The sequence below is a fragment of the Paenibacillus sp. TSM33 genome (assembly GCF_056099025.1).
In genome coordinates this window covers 166978-190526 of sequence record NZ_JBLZXB010000010.1, presented here as the reverse complement: position 1 = coordinate 190526, position 23549 = coordinate 166978, and the positions used below count along the sequence as shown (strand labels likewise).

Here is a 23549-nt window from a genome sequence, read left to right as displayed (position 1 = left end):
CCACCGCCTAGGAAGATGTATTATTTTTATAGTAGGCCATAATCTCATCCAAATCGTTAATTGAAAGATTCTCATCGCTCACATCTGCGGGAGTCCATTCCTTCTCCTTCTTTTCCGAGCAATGCTCGATAATTTCTAGCAAACGACTTTGCAAGAAATTTCCTAATTTTTGAATACTCGATTCAGCATATTCACGACTGCTATACTCAATCCCGAGGGTTAATATCCCCTGTTCGATACTGCCATTAATATCAAGCACAAATGGTGTCTCGGTCTCCTCACTTACTGTCCGGCCCGGAGAATACTTTGATTCGACAAATAAAGGCGCAACTGAGCCTGAATCAATCTGGCCGTGATAATTAAACCGGATTTCAGGTGCAAAATGTCCCTGATTAGTACTTTTCAAATCGTGTAGGGTCATATATTCCAGAATTCCGAAGTCAATACCCTTATTAGGAACACGTCGCAACGCTTCCTTGGTCAGCTTAATTTGGTAAGCTAAATCTGCATTATGCTTCATATCCAAATGAATAGGATACATCGTAGTAAACCAACCGACCGTTCTGGTTATATCTATATCATCAAAAATCTGTTCCCGTCCGTGCCCTTCCAGCAAAATAGTAAATTCATCATCATCAGTCCAGTCTTTCAATGCCAGTCCAAAGGCTGTCAACAGTAGATCGTTTACATTCGTACTATAAGCCTTGTGTACATCCTTCTGCAGACGGTCTGTTTGTTGCTCGGAAAGCCTTACGTTGCAGATTTTCAGGTCTTTCCCTCTTCTGTCAGCGGCCGGATAGTCTTTATGAAGCGGTTTACTGGCATGACGGATCACATTCTCCCAATAACGCTTGTAACGAGCTGGACGCCCACCCTTTGCATCATCACCAAGGCGATGGGTCCAATCCTTCCATGAATGGGTCTTCGCCTGGAAGAAGATTTCTTCATTATTAAGCGCCTGCATATACCCTTGCTCCAAATCTTCCAATAGAATTCTCCAAGAAACTCCATCTACCACCAAATGATGTATCGCGAGTAGTAAGTGATCACCTTGAGCGGTGTGAAACAATCCTGCTTGCACAAGTGGACCCTCTTCTAAATTCATACGCCGCTGAATCGCTTCGCTAAGGCTTTGGATTGCTTCTTCAATGGATGCCTCATGACTTACATCCAGAACAGTAAGAGCATATGCCTTTCGATTCGTACCATGAATGGTGGGAATAATTCCGTCCGGATTCGCTGTATATGTCATTCGCAAGGCATCATGATGCTCTGTCAGCTTACACAACACCTGATCGACCAGTTCTTCCTTCCATCCCTTTTGGCTATACAACATAACAGCCTGGTTCCAATAGTTCGATTCCGTGAACTTTTGCTCAAAAAACCATCGTTGGATAGGCGATAACTCAGCCTCTCCTTCAATAATCCCTTGTTCGGCTTGAACACTGACTGCTCTTAGATCCGGAGTCAGGCTACCTATCGTTTGATGACGGAAAAGGTCCTTAATTTCCATACGATATCCGTGCTTACTTAGACGTGTGGAAATTTGAATAGCTTTAATTGAATCTCCGCCCAATTCAAAAAAGTTATGATTCGTTCCGATAGGAGCATAGCCAAGAACCTCTTGCCAGATTTCGGCCATCAACGCTTCAACCTCATTGGAAGGAGAAATATAATCTACCTCAATCGACAGACTGTGATCAGGCTCAGGCAATGCTTTTCTGTCGATCTTACCGCTCGATAGATAAGGCATAGCTTCCATAGATACGATATAAGCGGGCACCATGTACTCAGGAAGGATTTCTTTAATACGAGCCTTTAATGCTTGTATATTGAATTCCTTGGCATGTTCAACATAGGCGCATAAATAACTTCCCCCAGAACGGTCATCACGAGCAAGCACTACTGCCGTCTGGACCCCTTCGTAGCCCAATATTGCCGCTTCAATCTCACCCAGTTCGATCCGGTAGCCCCGAATTTTCACCTGATGGTCAATCCGACCCATATATTCAATGTTTCCATCCGGCAGCCATCTCGCCAAGTCTCCCGTCCGGTACATCCGTCCCCCCGCCGCGTATGGGTCTTCTACGAACTTCTCCTCCGTCAGTTCTTTCCGATTTACATATCCTCGGGCTACGCACTCCCCTCCAATATGCAGTTCGCCCGGTATGCCTATCGGCTGTAATCGGTCTTTATAGTCCAAAATATACAATTTCACGTTGTCAATCGGCTTCCCGATTGGAATGCTCTCCGGTTCCTGTTCCCCAGGACAGTCGTAATACGCCACCTCTACCGTTGCTTCCGTCGGTCCATACAAGTTGTGCAGCGTGGCTCCGCCGGCTCCCAGCAAACGGTTAAATCGGCGGACATGCTCTGTCATCAACGCTTCCCCGCTGGCAAATACTCGCCGTACACTCCGCATTTTCCCGGCGGCTCCGCTGTGCTCGATATACTCCAGGAACGCTCCCAGCATGGATGGCACAAAATGGATCGCTGTTACTCCGTTGGCCTCCACCGTTTCGGCTATCGTTGCCGGATCTTTCTCGCCTCCCGGCTCCAAAAAGCATACTGTCGCTCCCTGAATCGCCCACGAGAACAGCTCCCACAACGATACGTCAAAGGTGTAGGGCGTTTTTTGCAGGATCACATCCTCCGCCCCAAACGGAATTCGTTGTTCCATCCAGTGCAGACGGTTGATCAGTGAAGCGTGCTCAATCATGACCCCCTTCGGCTTGCCAGTGGAGCCTGACGTATAGATCACGTACACCAAATCGCTCGAACGGTTAACAGGTTCTGGGTTCTTCTCGCATTCTTCTCCTGTAAGCTCCATCCCCTCCACCAGCAAATCTTCGATAGCGATCAGCTCGCGGTCGGCTCCGTGCGGACGAAGGCGGTCCAACTGATCCCGCTGGGTCAGCAGGATAGATGCCCCGCTATCCTCCAGCATGAATCCCAGCCGTTCTTCTGGGTCCTCTGGATGTAGCGGCAGATACGCCCCGCCTGCCTTCAAAATCCCCAGCAGGCCGACGATCATCTCCAGCGATCGATGAACTGCGATGCCCACCATCTGGTCGGGTCCGATGCCTTTCTTCCGCAGGACGTGAGCCACCCGATTCGCTTGGGCATTCAGCTCCCGGTACGTCAATTGCCGATCTTGGTATAGAGCTGCCGGATGTTCCGGTGTTCGCTCCACCTGCTCCTCAAACAATTGATGAATCGTCTTCTCCCTTGGATAAGGCGCAGCCGTCCCGTTGAATTTTTTCAAAATCACTTCTTTTTCTACCGCTGTTAATAAATCTGTATCACCTATCGTTTGTGTGCTATTAGCTACAAAAGACCTTAGCACCACCACCATATGATCCAAGAAGCGTTCGACAGTGTCCTTTTGGAACAAAGCACTGTTGTACTCCAAATTTAAATGAAGGTAGCTGCCTGTTTCTTCCGCGCTCAAGGTTAAATCAAATCGGGAAACACCTGGATTGAATGGAAACGGTTTGAATTCCAACCCACTAGATTGTAGCGGCTGTCCTTTTGTGTTTTGCATGACAAACATGGTGTCGAAGATCGGGCTTCGGCTCACATCTCTCCGCAGCGCAAGCTTTTCGACCAATTGCTCAAAGGGATATTCCTGATGCTCAAAAGCAGATAAAACCGCTTCCTTAACTTCATCCAAAAAAGCTGAAAGACTCTTCTCCGATGAAGGGCTAGTACGCAATGCCAACGTATTGACGAACATGCCGACGATCTTTTCCGTATCTGGATGTCTCCTCCCAGCAACCGGCGTACCGATGACAATGTCTTCTTGTCGTGCATGCTTGGACAAAACAACGTTATATACAGCCAGTAAAATCATGAATAATGTACTTTGAGTTTCAGCTGCGAGTTTATGAAGTGGCTCTGTTATATCATCGCCCAGGATTCGAGATACCGTGTTACCTTCATAGCTTTGAATAGACGGTCTTGGAAAGTCCGTTGGTAGCTCCAGTACAGGTGGCTCATTTTTAAAGATGTCCAGCCAGTAGGATTCCTGATCTTTAATAAATCCATGATTTACTTGCTCATTATGCCAGCTAGCATAATCTTTGTACTGAACGGATAGAGGCGGAAGTACTTGTCCATCATACGCTTTTACAAATTCATCCATAATAATAGACATAGAAACGCCATCCGAAATAATATGGTGCAAATCAACCAGCAGCATATTTTGGTTCTCTGTCAACGGAATCAGCTCGCCTCTTAATAAAGGGGCACGGCTCAGGTCAAACGGTTGGACGAATTCACTTAACACCGTTTCTATTTGCTGTTCCTCTAAATCCTCTTTGCTGGTCAGACTATGAATCCTCAACTCAAATTCTACTTCGTCATGTACGCTTTGAACCGGCTCTCCGTTGATCCATGAAAATGAAGTGCGCAATGCTTCATGCCTGTGAATCAGAGTGTTGAATGCTATTTTCAACCGCTCCTGATCCAGATGGCCTTGAACGAGCATGACAGAAGGCATATTGTAAACCAGTTCCGCTCCTTCAAGTTGATGCAGTATCATCTGACGTCTTTGCGAGGAGGAAACCGGATAATAGGTTTGACCAGAAAGTAGAGCAATTTCGGTAAATGTACCTGCCCCTCTTCCGATGGTACGTTCAATGAGTTTGCTCATGCTTTCCACAGTTGGAAACTCAAATATTTCACGCATAGGCAACTCGACCTGGAATTCTCGAATAATTTTCCCGATCAGTATTGTAGCCTTCAGCGAATGTCCACCCAGTTCAAAAAAATGGCTGTGTACACCTATTGGGCTCACATGCAGAATATCCTCCCACAAACGTACTAGACGAGTTTCTGTATCTGTACGAGGAGCTACAAACCCCTGCTCCCGAATCACATGATGGGGCTCAGGAAGCGCTCCTCGATTCACCTTTCCATTAGTCGTAAGAGGTATCGCAGCAATCTGTATTAGATGAGTAGGTACCATATATAAGGGTAGAGACGCTTTCAAATAGGATCGTATTTCCTGTGTTAAGAGTTCACAGTCAGACACAATATAAGCGCATAAATACGTTTCGTCCTCTTGGTCTTTTCTAGATAGAACAACGGCCTCTCTGATGTCATGATGAGAGAGAAGGACCTTTTCGATTTCTCCAGTCTCAATACGATATCCACGAATTTTCACCTGATGGTCTGTTCTTCCGAGATACTCCACATTGCCGTCAGGAAGCCACTTTGCCAAGTCCCCTGTTTTATACATGCGCTCTCCGATAACGAAGGGACTATCTGTGAATCTTTCGTCCGTTAGATCGGGTTGATTAATGTAGCCTAGGGCTACTCCTGTACCAGCAATATGAAGTTCCCCCGGAATACCGACAGGAAGCAGTCTCCCCTCCTGATCCAAAATGTACAACCGGGTATTGTCAATCGGTTTACCGATTGGAATACTCTGCAAATCATCTCCATCCGGGCAATCAAACCATGTTGCATCCACTGTTGCCTCCGTTGGTCCGTATAAATTATGCAGAGTTGTGCCATTCGGCTTTCGAAGCAGAGTATTAAACCGTCTGGCTTGCTTTACTGTTAGTGCCTCCCCGCTAGCGAAAACTCGTTTAATGCTGCTGAGTTTTCCCTCTGCTTGGTGCTGCTCAACATACTCCAAAAAAACAGACAACATGGAAGGTACAAAATGAAGGGTTGTAATTTTCTGCTCTGCCACCGTGTTCACCAGTAGCTTGGAATCCTTCTCCCCATCAGGTGGAAGAAAGTAGACTGAAGCTCCGGCTATAGCCCACCAAAATAGTTCCCATACAGAAACATCAAAGGTGTAAGGTGTTTTCTGTAAAATGATATCGTCCACACCAATCGGATACTTTTTTTGCATCCAATGAAGTCGATTCACTATAGAGGTGTGACGAATCATAACTCCTTTAGGCTTACCTGTAGAACCTGAAGTATAAATTACGTAAGCTACATCCTCCGGCCCACTGTAAGGTTCAAGATTAGTTTTTTCAGTTGCCCAGTCTGCTCCGATCGCAAGCACGTTGATATTCTGTGAAAGATCCTTCAATGTAGATTGGATTTCCTGCTGCACCAGCAGGATGGAAGCTCCGCTGTTACCCGCTATATATTGAATTCGTTCCAGAGGATCCTCTGGATTGATTGGCAAGTAAGCCCCTCCTGCCTTAAGAATAGCCATGATCCCGACTAGCATCTCCGGTGAGCGATAGGCTGCAATCCCAACAATCTGGCCAGTTTGCACCCCTTTCATCCTCAAGACGCGAGCCAAGCGATTAGCCCGTTCGTTCAATTCCAGATAAGTTAACCGCTCATCAGCGAATGCTGCTGCCAAACGATTCGGCGTCAGCGCCGCCTGCTCTTCGAAAAGCTGTTGAATCGTTTGACTTTGAGGATACAAGGCATCTGTATCATTAAAATCTCGCAGGATTCTTTGTTTTTCCTCGCCCGAAAGCAAATCAATATCGTCCACATTCATATGAGGATTAGAGACTACCTGTTCAGCTATTTGTTTTAGGTGCAGTTCAATTCTTTGAATATCTGAAGCTTGATAAGCAATACTGTTATAGCCAAACTTAACTTTCAATTCTTTACCAGGAATGACTCCAATATTAAAATCATAATTCGTTTGCTCAAAACCTTCGGTTTCCACAATTGAAACAAGCTGTTCTCCTTCTCCACCAGCAAGCTCTTCAGTAATTGGGTAGTTCTCGAACGCTATGATATGGTGGATCAAGCTCTTACCCAGTGGGGTTAGCATCTGGATATCAGCCAAGGATAGAAAATGGTACTTCCCCGATTCCATCATGTTCTGCTGAAATTGTTTGATTATTTGGGAAAATGTTTGTGCTTCTTTATGACATATACGTACAGGAATCGTATTAATAAATAATCCAACCATTTTCTCCGACCCTTCCAGCTCAGCTGGACGGCCGGAAACAACGGAACCAAATACCACATCCTTGGTGTTATTGTATCTTTGCAGCAACAGACCCCATATCCCATGAAATACAGAACTTAAGGTTACCTGATTTTGTTGTGCTATCATTTCCAAACCACGGGTTAACTGCTCATCCAGGGTGAAAATATGGTTGTTCAGCTTGTAGCTTCCATCCTCAGTTGACTTGCTGCTAAGAGGTAAGCCACTTTGCTCTTCCACACCTGATAATTGTTGTTCCCAATAAGCAAGAGCTGTCTTCTTATTTTGCTGCCCTAACCAACTGATATATCGGCTATACGGAAATACTGCGTCCAATTCTGGCTTTTTCTTGATGGAATAAGCTCTGTAAATTTGGAATAGATCCTTCGCAATGGTACCAATACACCAGCCATCCATAATGATGTGATGAAAGCTCAGAACCATTTTGCAGCTTGTATCACTTAATGCAAGAACACTTATCCGAATAAGGAGATCCTTTTCAAGATCAAAACGCATTTTCCGATCATTAATCGTAAAATTATCAACATATAAACGTTGTTCTGCTTCATTTAATTCTGTAATGTCTCTATAATCAATCGTTGCTTCTTTATTAGCCAGCACGACTTGTAACGGTTGGTCTGTTTCTTTATAAACAAACACAGTCCGTAACACATCATAACGGTCAATTAGGGTTTGAAAGCTTTCCTTCAGCGTTTCTGCATTCAACCGTTCATTTAAGGTAATGACCGTTTGATCAAAATATGCTTCTGAGTGCTCGTCTAAAATGGAGTGATATAGAAGCCCCTCCTGCATGGGTGTCAATGGATAAATGTTTTGAATGAGTGCGTTTCTCATACGGCTCACCACTTTGCTACAAGTTTAGTTTGTTACTTAAAAGTTGGGACAGGTTCTGAAACTCATCGATTGACAACTTGTCATAGAGAAAATCAGTTGGACTTTGTTCCGTTACTTGTTTGCTGCAGCAATGGTCGATTAGATTCGTCAAATGTTTTTGGAATAAAAATAATAGTTGTTCAATGGTTTGTTGCTGGTATTCTTGCTTGTTATAGTTGCATGTAATAATTAATTGTTCGCTTTCATTAATAATGCAGTTGATATCTAACGCTACAGATCTTTCCGTGAAGGGACTAGCCTCTTCTCCAGAGGAAAATTTAGAAAGTGTAAATACATCTGTATCTAGTTCCGTATCAAAACGCCCCATATAATTAAAGGCAATTTCAGGAGCGGCCTGAAATGCAGTCACACCAGACTCATTCACTTGAGCATAGTTTAATACCCCATACCCAAAGCCCTTGTTCGGTATCCTTCTAAGGCTGTCTTTGATGTTCTTAATCTGATATGAGAGATCATGCGCATTGTCCACTTCCAGTAAAAATGGATACATTGTTGTGAACCAGCCAACAGTTCTGGAAATGTTCATTTCCTGAAACACTTCTTCTCGCCCATGCCCTTCAAGATAGATCAACACACGAGACTGCTGAGTCCATTCTTTGATACTTAATCCAAGAGCAGTGAGCAAAATGTCATTAATTTCAGTATTGTAGGCCTGGTGCACCTGTCTTAACAATTTGCTAGTGTTCTCATTATCAAGTGATACACTTACATTTTCACTATCACGCAACATGTTGGTTTCATAGGAGCTGTCTTTAGGCAACGCTCCAGACTGGGTTTGCTCCAGCTGTGTCCAGTATTCCAGTTCCTGCGCCAGCTCCTCGCTTGTTGCATATTGGCTTATTTCTTGTGCCCATGAGCGGTAAGAATCCGTTTTGTCTGGCAAGTGTAGTGCTGCCCCCCGCTGATATTGCTGATAAAGGGACGCAAAATCTTGTAAAATAATTCTCCATGAAACCCCATCAACTACCAGGTGATGAACCGCAATGAGCAGGTGATCTCCCTTAGCAGTCCGGAATAAACCAAGCTTCATTAAAGGACCAGTGGTGAGATCGAAACTACTTTGAATAGCCGTCGCTTCTTGCTCAATCCATGCTTCTGCTGGTAGACCTTCAGGCAGTGATTTAATCGTTAAGGATAGTGGTTGATTGTTTAGTCCTTCATTGTATTGAACAATGCGATCTTCTCTCTGACAGAATGTCATTCTTAAGGCATCATGCTGTTTAATGATGCAGTCAAATGCAGCCACAATCCCTTGCTCATCAAAACCGTCTTCGGAGAATAGCATGACGGACTGATTAAAATGCTGAGGACTTATCTTCTGTAGATGGAAGAATCGCTGCTGTATTGGCGTTAAAGGCAGCTCCCCCTCAATAGCTTCCTGACTAATCTTCCGACGGATCACCTTAACGAATGGGCTCAATTGTCTAATCTGAGGGTACAAAAATAATTCTTTAATGCTTAGCTTGTAGCCATGTGTGTTCAAACGCGAGACGATTTGCAGACCCTTAATAGAGTCTCCGCCCAAATCAAAGAAGTTGTGAGTTGCACTCACGCCTGTTACGGCAAGCACTTCCTCCCATATTTGGGCCAGCAATACTTCAGTCTCACCTGTTGGTTCCACATACTCCACTTCTAAGGCACCGCTCCAGTCAGGTTCAGGTAATGCTTTACGGTTAATCTTTCCGCCAGGTGTAATGGGGATCACGTCAAGCGGAACATACACCGAAGGTATCATGTAATCAGGAAGCTCCTTAGCCAACTGCATTTTGATATGATCCGTATCTAATGGATTAGCTGAAACCACATACGCGCATAAATAAGAACTTCCCTTATTCTCTTTGACCATTACGACAGTTTCCTGAATATCAGCTATGCCTAAAAGATGATATTCAATTTCACTGAGTTCAATCCTGTAGCCGCGAATTTTGACCTGAAAATCGGATCTACCCAGGAAAGCAATGTTACCGTCAGGCAAGTATTTAGCTAAATCCCCCGTTTTATAGAGCTTTTCATAGCCAGGCATTGAATAAGGATTATCTATAAAGCTGGCCTTCGTTTTAGTCGGATCATTCAAATATCCAATCCCAAGTGGTGTACCTGCAATATACATTTCTCCTGCGATTCCTACGGGAACCCTTTTTAGTCCAGGGTCCAATATATAAATCTTGGTATTGGCAATTGGCTTTCCGATAGGAATTCTGTCTTCGTCTCCTGTCACTCGATAAGCAACACAGCCTATACTTGCCTCCGTTGGACCATACAGGTTCGTGATTTGAACATGAGGAAAAATGGTTAAAAACGTATGAACCGTCGATGGCGTAATTTCTTCACCACCAAGAATAACTTGTTGAAGAGAATCCAATTGCTTGGTTCGAGTTGAATTTTGGTCCAACTGGTTGACAATAGCATTAAATACGGATGGAACGAAGTCTGTAAAAGAAATACGCTCCTGTTCAATGATACTCGTCATGTACGTAGCATCCACGGTCATGCCTGTTTCCGGCAACACGGTCGTTCCGCCGTTCATTAATGGCCAAAACAATTGCCATACCGCGCTGTCGTATACATGATGAGTCGTCTGGAGAACACTTTGTGCAGCCGATGTTCCAAAATAGTCGTTCATCCATAGAAAACGATTGGTTATTCCTTTATGGGCAGCAATAACTCCTTTTGGTTTGCCGGTTGAACCCGAAGTGAAGATGACATAGATTGGTGATTCCATATCTACACCTACTTCCGGGTTACTGATAGCGTTACTCTTCCTTTCGACTACAGAGCAGTCTATAACTAGATACTCTTCAGCATTTATTTCTGAACTGATAGGTGTACTTGAATTGACCAATAGGGTAGAACTTCCCAAATCCTGCAGGGCGCTCTGTAAGCGGTCAATAGGCCACTCTGTATCAAGAGGCGAAAAAGCAGCACCTGTTTTCATAACAGCCAGTATGGATACTACCAGTTCCAGGCTCCGTTCCATGAGTATAGGCACATAACTTCCAAGTCCAATTCCTTTAGCCAACAAATTGCTTGCTATCGCGTTTGCCTGATCATTTAACTCCTTGTAGGTCAGCACCTGATCTTGATAGATAACAGCTTTAGCATCCGGTCTTCTATCAGCCTGCTCCTCAATATAATGATGTATGGGTCTCGGCTGTGAATAAGCTATATCAGTGCTGTTATACCGCTCATCCATAGCAGCCGCTTCTGTTGCGTTTAGGAGATTAATATCAGTCAATGCTATATCAGCGTTTTGGACTATTTCCTCCAATACATTTAGGTAATGCTCGACGAGAAGCTCAATTGTTTCTTTTTTATACAGTTTTGTACTGTACTCAAATTCCAGATGAACTCTCCCAGCCTTTTGTTCGGCATTCAGTACAAGATCGAATTTGGAAATACCCGTTTTGAACGGATATAGCTCAAAATTAAGGTTATCGGCTTGCCACTGCTGTGCATCCGTATTCATAAAGGAGAACATCGTGTCAAACAACGGATTTCGACTCAGGTCTCTCTTGATGGACAGCTTATCAACCAGTTCGGCAAATGAATACGATTGATTTTGCAGAGCTTGCAGCGTGTTTTCTTTTACTTCGTTCAAAAAGGTTTTGAAGCTCTTATGACTAGCCGGATGGTTCCGAATAGCCAGTGTATTAACGAATAATCCTACGATCCCATTGGTATCTGCATGCGTTCGTCCAGACGTTGGAATACCAATTACGATATCTTCCTGTCCTGCATATTTCCCCAACAGCACATTATAGGCAGCAAATAGAAGCATAAAGAGTGTGCTATCCGTTTGAATACACGTGAGATTCAACTGTTCTATAAGCTTTTCGGACAGTTCGACTTTCACCATATCTCCAACAAAACTCTGCAACTGTGGCCGCTGATAGTCTGTAGGCAGATCTAGAACGGGAAGTTCTCCTTTATATTGATCAAGCCAATACTGTTCTTGCTTTGCATGAATTTCTGTATTCGATCTGAGCCAAGCAGAGTAATCTTTGTATTGAAGCGGTAAAGCGGGAAGTTCTTCTCCCTTGTACAGCTTGTTCCATTCGTTAATAATAGTGTCGATAGAAGTACCGTCAGCTATCAAATGGTGCATATCAATAAGAAGCATAAATTTATCACGATCCATTTGAAGAAGCTCCGCTCGAAATAGTGGGGCTTTGCCAACATCAAAAGGACGGATGAAATTATGGATCAATGTATCTATGCCCTTTGTCGTAATATCACCAGCAGCCCGGGCAAAGCCAAGTTCAAAGCTTACCTCTGGTTGTACAAATTGCACCGCTCTATCATCCACGTATCCGAACGAGGTCCGAAATGCTTCATGCCGGGCTAATAATTGTTCAAAGGTACGCTCCACTCTTCTTCGATCTACATGACCTTCGATCATCAATGCTGCCGACATATTGTAAGCCACACCCGTCTCATCTAGCGGTAGTACGGCCAACAATCTGGATTGTGCTGGAGAAACCTCATAATAAGCTCCCTCAGTCACTGCCTCAATTCGTTGGTAATCTGTGGGTTTGGCAGCAAGAATCTTCTTGGAGAGCGCTTCGATTGTTGGTGCCCCAAATATATCTTGAGTTGAAATTTCGATATGAAAGACCTCGTTGATTTTCGCAGTCAACAGGGTCGCTTTCATCGAGTGCCCACCTATTTCAAAAAAATGATCGTGTATACCAATCGGAGTAATCTCTAGCAGATCCTGCCACATTTCGATCAATAGCTGCTCCGTTTCATTATTGGGCCCAACGTGCTGTAATTCTTTGCTAGAATGCTCCCCTGGTTCAGGTAATGCACTTTTACTAACTTTGCCGTTTGCTGTCAGCGGCATCGCATCCAACAAGAATACATGGGCTGGTACCATATAATGAGGCAGGCTTGACGACAGATAGTCTTTCAAAACATCTACTGTAACCGATTCCCGCAAAACGGCATAAGCGCATAAATACGGATTGTCATCTGTTCCTTTAATCACTACTGCTGCCTCTTTTACCGCTCTATGAGCCAACAATGTGCTTTCAATTTCACCTGGCTCAATCCGGTAGCCCCTGATTTTAACTTGTTGATCTGCGCGGCCAAGATACTCTAGCGTTCCGTCAGGTAACCATCTCGCTAAATCTCCTGTTCTGTAGAGCTTCATATTGTCCAAATAAGGGTGTGGGATAAATTTCTGCGCCGTAAGCTCAGGACGATTACGATATTCTCGCGCAATTCCTTTACCCCAAACGCATAATTCTCCTGAAAGTCCTATGGGCCGCAACTGCAAGTATTGATCCAGAATGAGAATGCCCGTATTAGGAATCGGCTTTCCAATACAGCCCACTTCTTCAGGCCCCATATCTCGTAACATCGTTGTAACTACACTATTCTCTGTCGGGCCATACTCATTGAACAATTGAATGCCAGGATGTTTGGCTTGGCTGGCTTCTATCAACCGTTTCGTTGCTTTCTCACCGCCTAACGTTACAACCTTGAGAGACTTGGCTTCATCTGGAGTCAGACCCTCTATAATAGACATGTACATGGAAGGAGTACACACGAGATGTGTAATATGACTTGATAAAATTATGGCCTTCAGAGCCGATAATTCACTCAGTTCCTCATCCGTAGGCAGCACCACCGTACTTCCAGACAGCAGCGGAGTAAAAAAGGCACCCACAAAAGCATCAAATGAGCTAGACAGCATTGGCAGGATACGGTCTGCTGCTTCAAGTGCATATTCATTTATTCTCCAAGATAACGTATTTAATATCGCTCGATGCTCAATACAAACTCCTTTAGGAGTACCCGTTGAGCCCGATGTATAGATCACATATGCCAAATGACTTGAATCCGATTCCCACTTTGAAGACAACTTGCTTTCTGTTTTATACCACTCATCATCGTCCATATTTAGGACTAAACCTTCATAAGTTGTAGCATTGTAATTAGATGAGTCATTCAACAACAGGAGAGCAGCCCCGCTATCCTCAAGCATAAAGTGAATTCGTTCTTCTGGATAAGAACTGTCGATTGGAAGATAGGCGCCACCGGCTTTTAAAATAGCCAACATACCAACGGCCAAATCTAATGAACGGCCCGCCATTAAGCCGACTACAGTTTCTGCCCCTACCCCCCGCTTCATTAATGCCCTCGCCAGCTGATTTGATTTCTCGTTCAGCTCTTTATAAGTAATCACATGTCCCTGATGAACTACAGCTACATGATCCGGACTTTTGAGAGCTTGCTCTTCGAATTGCAAGTGCAACGTTTCTTGTTTCTCCACTATCGATGAAGAGGACAGATCAAAAGTGTTAAAGCCGTGTATCAGCTGTAACTTCTCTTCCTCAGGTAACCATTCCAACTTCCCAATCTCGCTCCAAGGTTGTTCCAAAATGGAGCGTAGTATTTGTATATAGAGGTTAGCAAGACGATCAATCGTTTCTGATCGGAACAATTGGGTACAATAATTGAAGCGTAAGGCTAGTCCCTCCTGCCATTCGTCAGCACTTAGTACCAAATCGAATTGGGAAATTCCTGGATTGAATTCACTTGGATGAAATTTTACTCCATTGGCTTCAAGCGAACTCATCTCAAAATTCTGCATGACAAACATCGTATCAAACAAAGGATTGCGTCCTTGGTCACGACGGATATCCAGTCTCTCAATCAATGCTTCAAAAGGATAGTCCTGATAGTCCATAGCTCGCAGAGTTGTTTCCTTGACCTCTTGCAAAAATGAATGAAAACTCCGCTGAGAAGACGGACGATTCCGCAAAGCTAACGTGTTGACAAACATTCCTATCATCGTTTCCGTGTCCGGATGCTGACGCCCTGCCACCGCTGTTCCTACAATAATATCTTCCTGACCCGTATACTTTGCGAGCAGTATATTATAAGCCGCAAGCAGGATCATAAAAGCTGTAGTCCCCGTATTTTTGGCAAGTTTCTTTAATTCTTCTGTCATCTCTGAAGTGATGTTATACGACAATACAGCCCCTTCGTAGCTTTGATGTAATGGTCTAGGGAAGTCCGTAGGCATTGCCAGTATAGGTAATTCTCCGTTCAAAACATTTTTCCAATAATGTTCCTGTTCAAATAAACGATTACTGGTATACTGTTCCTTTTGCCATGCAACAAAATCTTTATATTGAATTTGGATCGGAGCTAAAATTTCACTCCGGTACAGTTGTACGAGTTCATTAAGGAAAATGGATAACGAAAGCCCATCTGCAATACTGTGATGCATATCCATGACCAACATATGTTTATTAGCCTCAAAGCGAAACAATTCTGCTCTGAAAAGTGGCCATTGGCGCAGATCAAACGGACGGACAAACAAGCGACTCCTCTCGTCTGCATCTTTCTCCAATATTTCTGTGACTTCGATTTCAAAAGTCGGCTCATCATGAATAACTTGTACAATTTCGCCATCCACGATATCAAAGGAAGTACGAAATGATTCATGGCGCCGAATCAAATCCAGGCAAGCCTTCTGAAGACGGGGGATGTCTAGATCCCCATCAATACGCACCTGACCCGTAATATTGTAAGCTGTACCTATCCCCATATCCTGTAAGACAAACATACGTCTTTGGGCGTCTGATACTGCATAATGGGTACATTCTTCGAGCTTTTTAATAGAAACGGCTGTTCCTTGTTTGGCTCCTTCGATCACCTTGGTCAAGGTCGAAACTGTCGGTGAATGAAAAAGTACATTCAAAGGGATTCGTTTGCCAAACTCTTGATGAACTCTGGCAAGCAAGAGAGTCGCCTTCAACGAATCTCCTCCTAGATCAAAGAAATTGTCATCAGATTTAACACGATTCAATCCCAGCACCGTTCCCCAAATTTCTCCTACTTTCCTCTCCGTGCTACTAACTGCCTCAACAGGTTCTTTGCTAACAACTTGTTTCATCGTAGAAAGCTGCGACAAGTCTACATACCCCTGCGAATTTAAGGGCATGTTTTCAAGCTGTACGATCTGTTGAGGTACCCATTGGTCTTGCAAATGATTTCGCAATTGCTTGCGAAGGATTTCCTCTATTCCATCATCAGGACTCGTAACATAGGCAACCAAATGTGTGTCTGCTCTGCCCTCTGTGCTCTGGGCTATCACTTGGCATTCACTAATTTGTGGAATAGAGGTAATAAATCGTTCAAGCTGTTCAGTATATATGGCATGTCCTTTTATATAGGCTCGCTTCTGAACAGGTCCCAACAATCGCAATTCACCGTTTGCGGTTCGCAAAGCCAGGATTCCTGTCGGTAAATATACTAAATTTTCGGAAGGCGATTCGTTTTCCTGTACTACATGCAATTCCCCGATCGTTCCCACAGGCGCAGGTTGCAGATAATGATCCAGTAAATAGATGGCTCTTGGTGAATCGTTGTCCGTAATGTCGCTGGATTCGAGTTCCACATAGTCCCTGTAGTTTTTAGCCCCATATTTCAGTTCATCCTGATTTAAGAGTGAGATATCTACTAAATCCCGTTCCTGCCCATCAGCAATCGTGTTCAGGATGTGTAAAAAGTACTTTGCCCAAATCTGCATTGTTTCTGATGCGGCCAAGCTAGCTTTAATATCAAAATCAAACCAAAGCTCTCCTTCAACCTCCATCACATTGAGAAACATGTCATATTTGGAGTACAGGATCGGTGTCGGTATCAATTCAACATCCAGTCCATGAAAATGAAAATTCTGCATCGGTCGATCCATGTTGAAGATGACATTCATTTCAGGTATCAGTATGTTTTCAATACGCTCAATCAGATCAGCAAAAGAGTAGTTTTGAAGCGGTTCGACTTCCTGCATGACTCGCTTAACTTGTGTCATATACTTAAATAATGATTCTTTGCTGGTAATATGGCTCACAATCGGCAGCATATTAACACAGTTTCCGATCAAATTAACTTGTTCCATTCTAGACTGACCAGAGGTAGGAATGCCTACTACTATCGTGGTGTTTCCCGTTAAACGGTGCAGAAATACTTTATATGCTGTCAAAAGTGTGACAAACAGACTATTACCCGCTTTAATACTAAGTTTTTTCAATTTTCTCGTCAGCGTACTGTCTGCCCGAATATTTATTCTTCTTCCACTATACGCTGGTTTCTTCATACCACCGTCCTCTGACGGAATGTCCATGGCAACAGAGACGGAATCCAAAGTCTGTGTCCAGTAAGAAACTGCCTCACTCACTCCTGTATGTTCTAGTTCCAGCTGTTGCCAAGCTTGAAATTCCCTGAATTTTGGCGGTACAGGCAGCTTGACTATATTTTCTCCTTTGCAGAAAGAAGTGTAGACTTGCTCCCATTCACGGATAAACACTGCCATTGACCAACCATCCGCAATAATATGATGAAATGTGAATACTACAATATGTTCTTCCGGTTTTAAACGTAAAATGTGAGCTCGGAACAATGGTTCTTTGGACGTTAGATCAAATGTTCTTTGTCCCTCTTCCTCAAACCATTGCTTGACCTTTTCTTTATGTTCTGATGGAGGAAATCCTGAGAAATCATTCAGTGAGATGACCACATTCACGTTGTCAAGAACATGCTGTTCTTCACCATCGGGGTCAATAACCGTCCGTAGCGACTCATGCCGATTCACAATTGTCTGTACTGAACGTTTTACAATATCAAGCTGCAGTTGACCCTGCATTCGCAATGCTGCTATTTCGTTGAATGCAGTGGATGAATCACTTCTGGATTGCGTAGCAAACCAAATTTGCTGCTGCTCCTTTGTTAAAGGGAACGTTGAGGATTCGAGGGGGACCACCTCATTTTTTCGGCTTCCATCTCCATCCGGTGATGGCGTATGGTCAGGTAGGAATCCCCCTTTTCTCAATTCCTCCACACTTTCCTTTACAGCCTGTGTAATTTGTTGAAGGTCTCCATCTGTATGAGAAGTCGATAAAAAGCAATTGCGACCTTCCCATATGTAAATTCCCTTGTCAATCAGCAGATGGAAAAAGAGCTCAATGTCGCCAAACGAAACGAACCGGAATAATGAGCCATAGTTCACCATGTGGATAGGTACACTATTTTGCTTAAAATAAGTATTCAGCTCTGCTACCCATTCGTTGGTTCTTCGGTTCAGTTGTTCCTGAAGATTCGGCCCTTCAGACTTCAAATATTTCAAAGTGGCTAGAGCCGTATGCATGGTCAGCGGATGTGTACAGAAAGTACCGCCTACGAACGTTTTAATATGCGTATTTACCGGATAGGAGTCATCTCCGAACGACCACACACCCCCATCTACAGTGTCCATAAATTCTGAGCTTCCAGCGACTATGCCAACAGGCATACCTCCACCTGCCACTTTTCCGTAAGTAACTAGATCAGCTTTAATTCCAAACCAGGCCTGAGCACCTCCTGGATGAATTCTAAATCCTGTGATTACTTCATCAAAAATAAGTGCCGTTCCCGAATGTGCTGTTATCTCGCGAATTTGTTCCAAGAACTCCTTTGGTTGCAAATCCGGTCTTCGACTTTGTACAGGCTCCACCAATACGGCAGCAAGTTCATGTGCATAATGTTTGATAGCTTTTATAGAATCCGGGTGATTATAAGGGAGTACAATTACATCCTCCATCATGCTCGAAGGAATTCCCGGTGCCATGGGCAAAGCCTCTCCCCCGCTGAAGTTCGGATCGGACACGGCAAGTACACCATCGAATGTTCCATGATAAGAACCAGCAAATAGTACTATTTTGGAGCGTCCTGTAGCTGCTCTAGCCAAACGTAAAGCAACCATAACAGCTTCTGACCCCGAATTGTAAAAGGCAACCCGCTCCACACCTGTCAGCTCGCTAATCAAGGCAGCAACCTCGCCTGCTGTATTCGACATAGGGCCGATCGAAGGCGTACGGTCGTGCACATTGCTCCGTAAAGTATCGGTTAGCCAAGCTGGGTTATGACCCAATAAATGAACCCCGAAGCCCATAGTTAAATCAATGTACTCATTCCCATCCACATCCCATATCCTTGAACCCGAAGCGCTCTCTGAAATGATAGGATATACGATTTCTTTCCAATAGGATCGGAACCCAGACACATGACGATTATTTGCATGAACCAGTCGACTTTCCTGTGTGTATTTCTTGGACCCGAGGGTTCGTTGAGTATATCGTTTAATAAAACGCTGTAAGAAATCATTTTGCCGCGCACTGTATCCACTTTCCTCACCGATCAGTAGAGGTTGATAGGGTACAAAAGGTTTGGATTCAGTAGTTGGATTCACTTTAATTGTAGAAGTGATAGGCACGTCAGTTGCCACAACATGCAGAGATGTAGGCTGAGCACTGACTGTGTCTTTGTTTGTGGTTAACGATGCTGCCTGAATAGTTCCTCCTTGACCGCCACTAAGCATCTCCAGTTGTTTGGTCAACACTTGAGTAAGTCCCAGCTGTTGGTTGTTCAGTAATTCAATTTGTTGAGAGAGTAACTTTTCCAGGCCACCCAACTCGGACGAAGGCTTTGCAGCAACCGTATTTTCCGGATTGACTTCTGTCCGATCATCGACCGTATTTAGAGCATCCGCAGCCGCAACTGATTGGGTGGTATATGTCAAATCTGAAATAAACGTTGTTAGACGATCCAGGTTTGTAACACTTTCAAAGAAGTGGTTCATGGGAACATCCACATTAAATTGTTCTCTAATTTCTTTTTGAACTTGAACTAGCATAATTGAATCCAAGCCCATTTCGAGAAAATGCATCTGTTCATCCAGTTGTTCCACCGTAAAACCGGAAACTTTACTGATTACATCTTTTAATACTTTGGAAATCTTCGCTGTGTAGTCTAGCTGATCTGTAGCTTGCAGTTCTTTTGGATACGCGGACTCCATACTTTTCTCCTCCCTGCCTACGTTACTTATCTGCACTACTTTTGGAGTAAACCAGCAACGATTTCGTTCAAAAGGGTACAAAGGCAGCGACTGGATTATTTTGATATCATCCGCATAAAGCGCTTGCCACGGAATAGCCATACCTTTGACGTACAGTTCACCCAATTGGCGTAGAGCGTGAACATCTGTATGTGCACTTGCTCTAATGGCTGTAATCAATCGACCTACCGTATCATCTTTTTCCCGTTTATGATCAACGCTCTGTTTATGAGAACCTATATACATATCAGGTGTATTCTCTCGTTTGTTCCCGGAAGTCCATCGCTCCAACTTGTGTAATAAATCCTCTGGACTGGAAGTAATAACTGCTAATTTATGTTCCATATGAGCTCTGCCGATATGTGTGGTATAGCACATCTGCTCCAAGGAAACCGCTGGATTTTGGCGTAAATAGTCCACATATCCCTCAACCAAATGATGCAGGCTTGTCTCATTTTTTGCGGAAACCGTAAAAAGATGAACACCATCCGGCGTGTTTACAGATTCCTCATGTGTTCGCGTTTCTATAAACTCCTCCATAACAACATGAGCATTGGTCCCACTGAATCCAAAAGAACTTACTCCGCAGCGAAGTGGGACATCATTTGAACTTAAATCGGCTACTTCTGTCGTCAAATAAAAGGGCGACAATTCAAAATTAATACGGGAACTAGGTTTCTTAAAATGAACCAACGGAGGATTCTTCCTCGTTTGCAGCATTAGAACTGCTTTAATAAGACTGGATATTCCTGCTGCTTCAAATAAGTGACCAATATTGGGTTTGACGGAACCGATTGCACAAAATTGTTTTTTGTCCGTATATTTTTCAAAGGCTTGTGTCAATCCCGCAATCTCAATAGGGTCCCCTAGCTTAGTTCCCGTTCCATGAGCTTCGATAAATGACAGAGTTTCCGGGTGAATAGCCGCATCATTCCAAGCCGCCTCCACCACTTCTGCCTGTGCGGAAGGACTAGGCGCAGTAATTCCTACCGTTGTACCATCCTGATTCACCGCACTTCCTTTTATTACTGCATAAATACTGTCTCCATCTTGCAAAGCCTGATCGAGAGGCTTCAACAAAACCGCTGCAACCCCTTCTCCCACACCTGTTCCATCCGCTTCTGCATCGAAGGTACGCGCTCTGAAATTTGGTGATTCCATATCTAGTCCCAGCTTCACTGGTAATAGCATCGTTCGGATTCCTCCGGCAATCGCCATCTTGCAATCCCCTGTCGCTAACGCCTTACAAGCCATATGAATCGCGACAAGTGAAGAGGAGCACGCCGTATCCACTGTTACTGCTGGACCTTTTAAATTAAGAAAGTAAGAAATCCGACTTGCCAGCACTGACGGTAAATTCCCAACAATATACTGATGAAATTTGTCCGGTTCTCCCTTAGAGAGCATCCGCTCATAATCATAGCCCACTTTTGAGAAGCCGACGTAAACTCCTACCTTTTGTCCATGAATCCGTTCCCCTGCATAGCCCCCATCTTCAAGTGCATGCCATGCGGTCTGAAGGAATAATCTCTGATTAGGGTCCATATAGCTAGCCTCCACAGGACTCAGCTTGAAGAACGCATAATCAAATTTATCAATTTCTTCTAGGAAGCCGCCTTCTATAAACTCTTCTTCTCCCTTACTTTGGTCTACAACTGATAAATAATCGATGGCGTCTTGCTTACGTTGAGAACTTAAGTTCCCGATACAGTCATCGCCTTGAACAATATGATCCCAATACTGTGACACAGATGAAGAACCAGGTAAGTCCAAAGAGAGCCCAATAATAGCCACGTCCTTGCTATGATTGTGATCCGTATCATCCGTAGGAACATGCTGTTGTTCAGAATCAGTAGGGCTCGCTAAAAATTCTGCCAAGTGAGCTATTGATGGGTGATCAAACAAATCGGTAACTGCAAGCTTAATCCCCAGCTGATTTTCAATTTTGTCTGTAATCTGAACCAGTTGTAAGGAATTGGCTCCTAAATCAAAATAGCTGTCCCTCGTGTCAACCTCTCCCCTAAGTAATACCTCGCAGCAAATATCGTGAAGTACTTTTTCGATCTCAAACGAAAGTGTAGGCAATTTTTGATTTTTGTTTTCTTGCTCCATAATCCCTTTTAAAACTAATGAAGTCTCCTGATAATGTCCGGCTTCATACTGAGCCGCAAGCTTATACCTCTGCAACTTCCCACTGGTCGTTTTGTGCATTTGCTTAATAGGTATAATATCGTGAACCGCCCATCCTCCATGACGATACAAATGTTTTTTTAATTGAGTTGCAATTGGAGAAAATTTTTCTATCGTCTTTTTGGATACGACAAATACCACAATTTCCTCTGATTCCATCCCATTTACACGAACTCCACACGCCGCCACACGATTAAGTTCGACTCCTTCTACTTCCTCAGCGATACGCTCGATGTCATGAGGGTAAACGTTCTGTCCATTTACAAATATGATATCCTTTGCTCTCCCTGTGACGACTAATTGGCCTTCACGGAAGAACCCCAGATCGCCAGTTCTCACCCATCCATCTAACGTCAAAAGTTTGGATGTCGAATCTTCGTTGTTATAGTATCCTTTTGTAACATTTTCACCTTTGATTTGTATGTGCCCAATAACGCGATCTGCGACTTCTGCATCCTCGTCATTGCATATTCTGATTTCACAATAATCTAACGACTGACCGACCACAACAAATGGCAGAGCATTATGAAAAGTCTTGTCTACCTCCAAGACGGACTCTCCAATGTTTAAGTGCTTACGATCAACATAAACGGTTATATATTCAGTATCGATTGGCGGGATAGCAACTGCAACCGATGCTTCTGCTAAACCATATGATGTTCGCATAGTCGTTCTTTTTAATCCAAAAGGAGCTAATTTGTCAAGAAAGGTGTCACACAATTCAGGAGAGATAGGTTCAGCACCATTGATGATGGCACGGATCTTGGACAGGTTCCAGTTCTTCACTTTTTCAGGTTTGAAAAATTGCATGAAATACTTATATCCGAAGTTTGGCGATGAAATAATGCTTACTTGATGTTCACTAGCTTTTTTTATCCAAAGTACTGGCTGACGAATGAACAGCGAAGTTGGCATAATATACTGATTCACTCCAGCAACTAATGGGGTAATATGATTGTAAATTAAACCCATATCATGGGTTAGAGGCATCCACTGCAAGAACGAATCTTGCTCTGTGACGACTGTCCTATTTATAATTCCACTTGTGTTATGAATGAGATTATGATGTGTAAGGATGACTCCCTTAGGATCACCTGTGGAACCGGAGGAGAACTGAATAAATGCTATATCCTCCAACTGAGGGGTGTGTATCTTTGCAAAAGATTGCTTGGGTTGTTCATGGTCTTGAAGAAGTAATTGATGACGATGGCGGATATTTTCGAATAGGTTATTCTGATTGGTTTTCAAAGTATATTTCTCAAGGTCTTTTAATATTTTGGGCTCGATGAGTAAAAAAGGATCGTTAAGAACATCCCAAATTTTAAAAAGTTTCATTCTATGCTCATCATTGTTACCGATGCTGACAGGTACCGGAATCATGCCACCAAGAATACAAGCCCAAAACGCTTTTACAAAATGGCGATTATTTTCTATTTGAAATACAATTTCCTGTCCCTGCCTAACTCCTGCATCCTGAAGATTCCCCAGAAATGCTAGAGCTTCCCAATATAAATCTTTATAAGTAAGTGTTGTTTCGTTTTGATCCGACTCAATAAAAGCAATAAATTTATGATCATACTTTCCCCGTTCTGTAATAACATCAACCAGTGTTTTGAACCTATTTGTATACATGCTATTCCC

Annotated in this window: 2 protein-coding genes; both read right to left on the bottom strand. The window is 43.6% G+C overall.

All coding sequences use genetic code 11. From position 1 onward, the window contains the following. Nucleotides 1–7: 7 nt before the first annotated feature. A complete protein-coding gene (locus ACN6NF_RS04835) occupies nt 8–7774 on the bottom strand; it encodes an amino acid adenylation domain-containing protein (protein WP_474315630.1) in 7767 nt (2588 codons plus the stop codon). Nucleotides 7775–7790: 16 nt separating this feature from the next. After that, complete coding sequence (locus tag ACN6NF_RS04830; protein WP_474315628.1) at nt 7791–23540, bottom strand: amino acid adenylation domain-containing protein; 15750 nt, start codon at nt 23538–23540, stop codon at nt 7791–7793. Nucleotides 23541–23549: the final 9 nt, after the last annotated feature.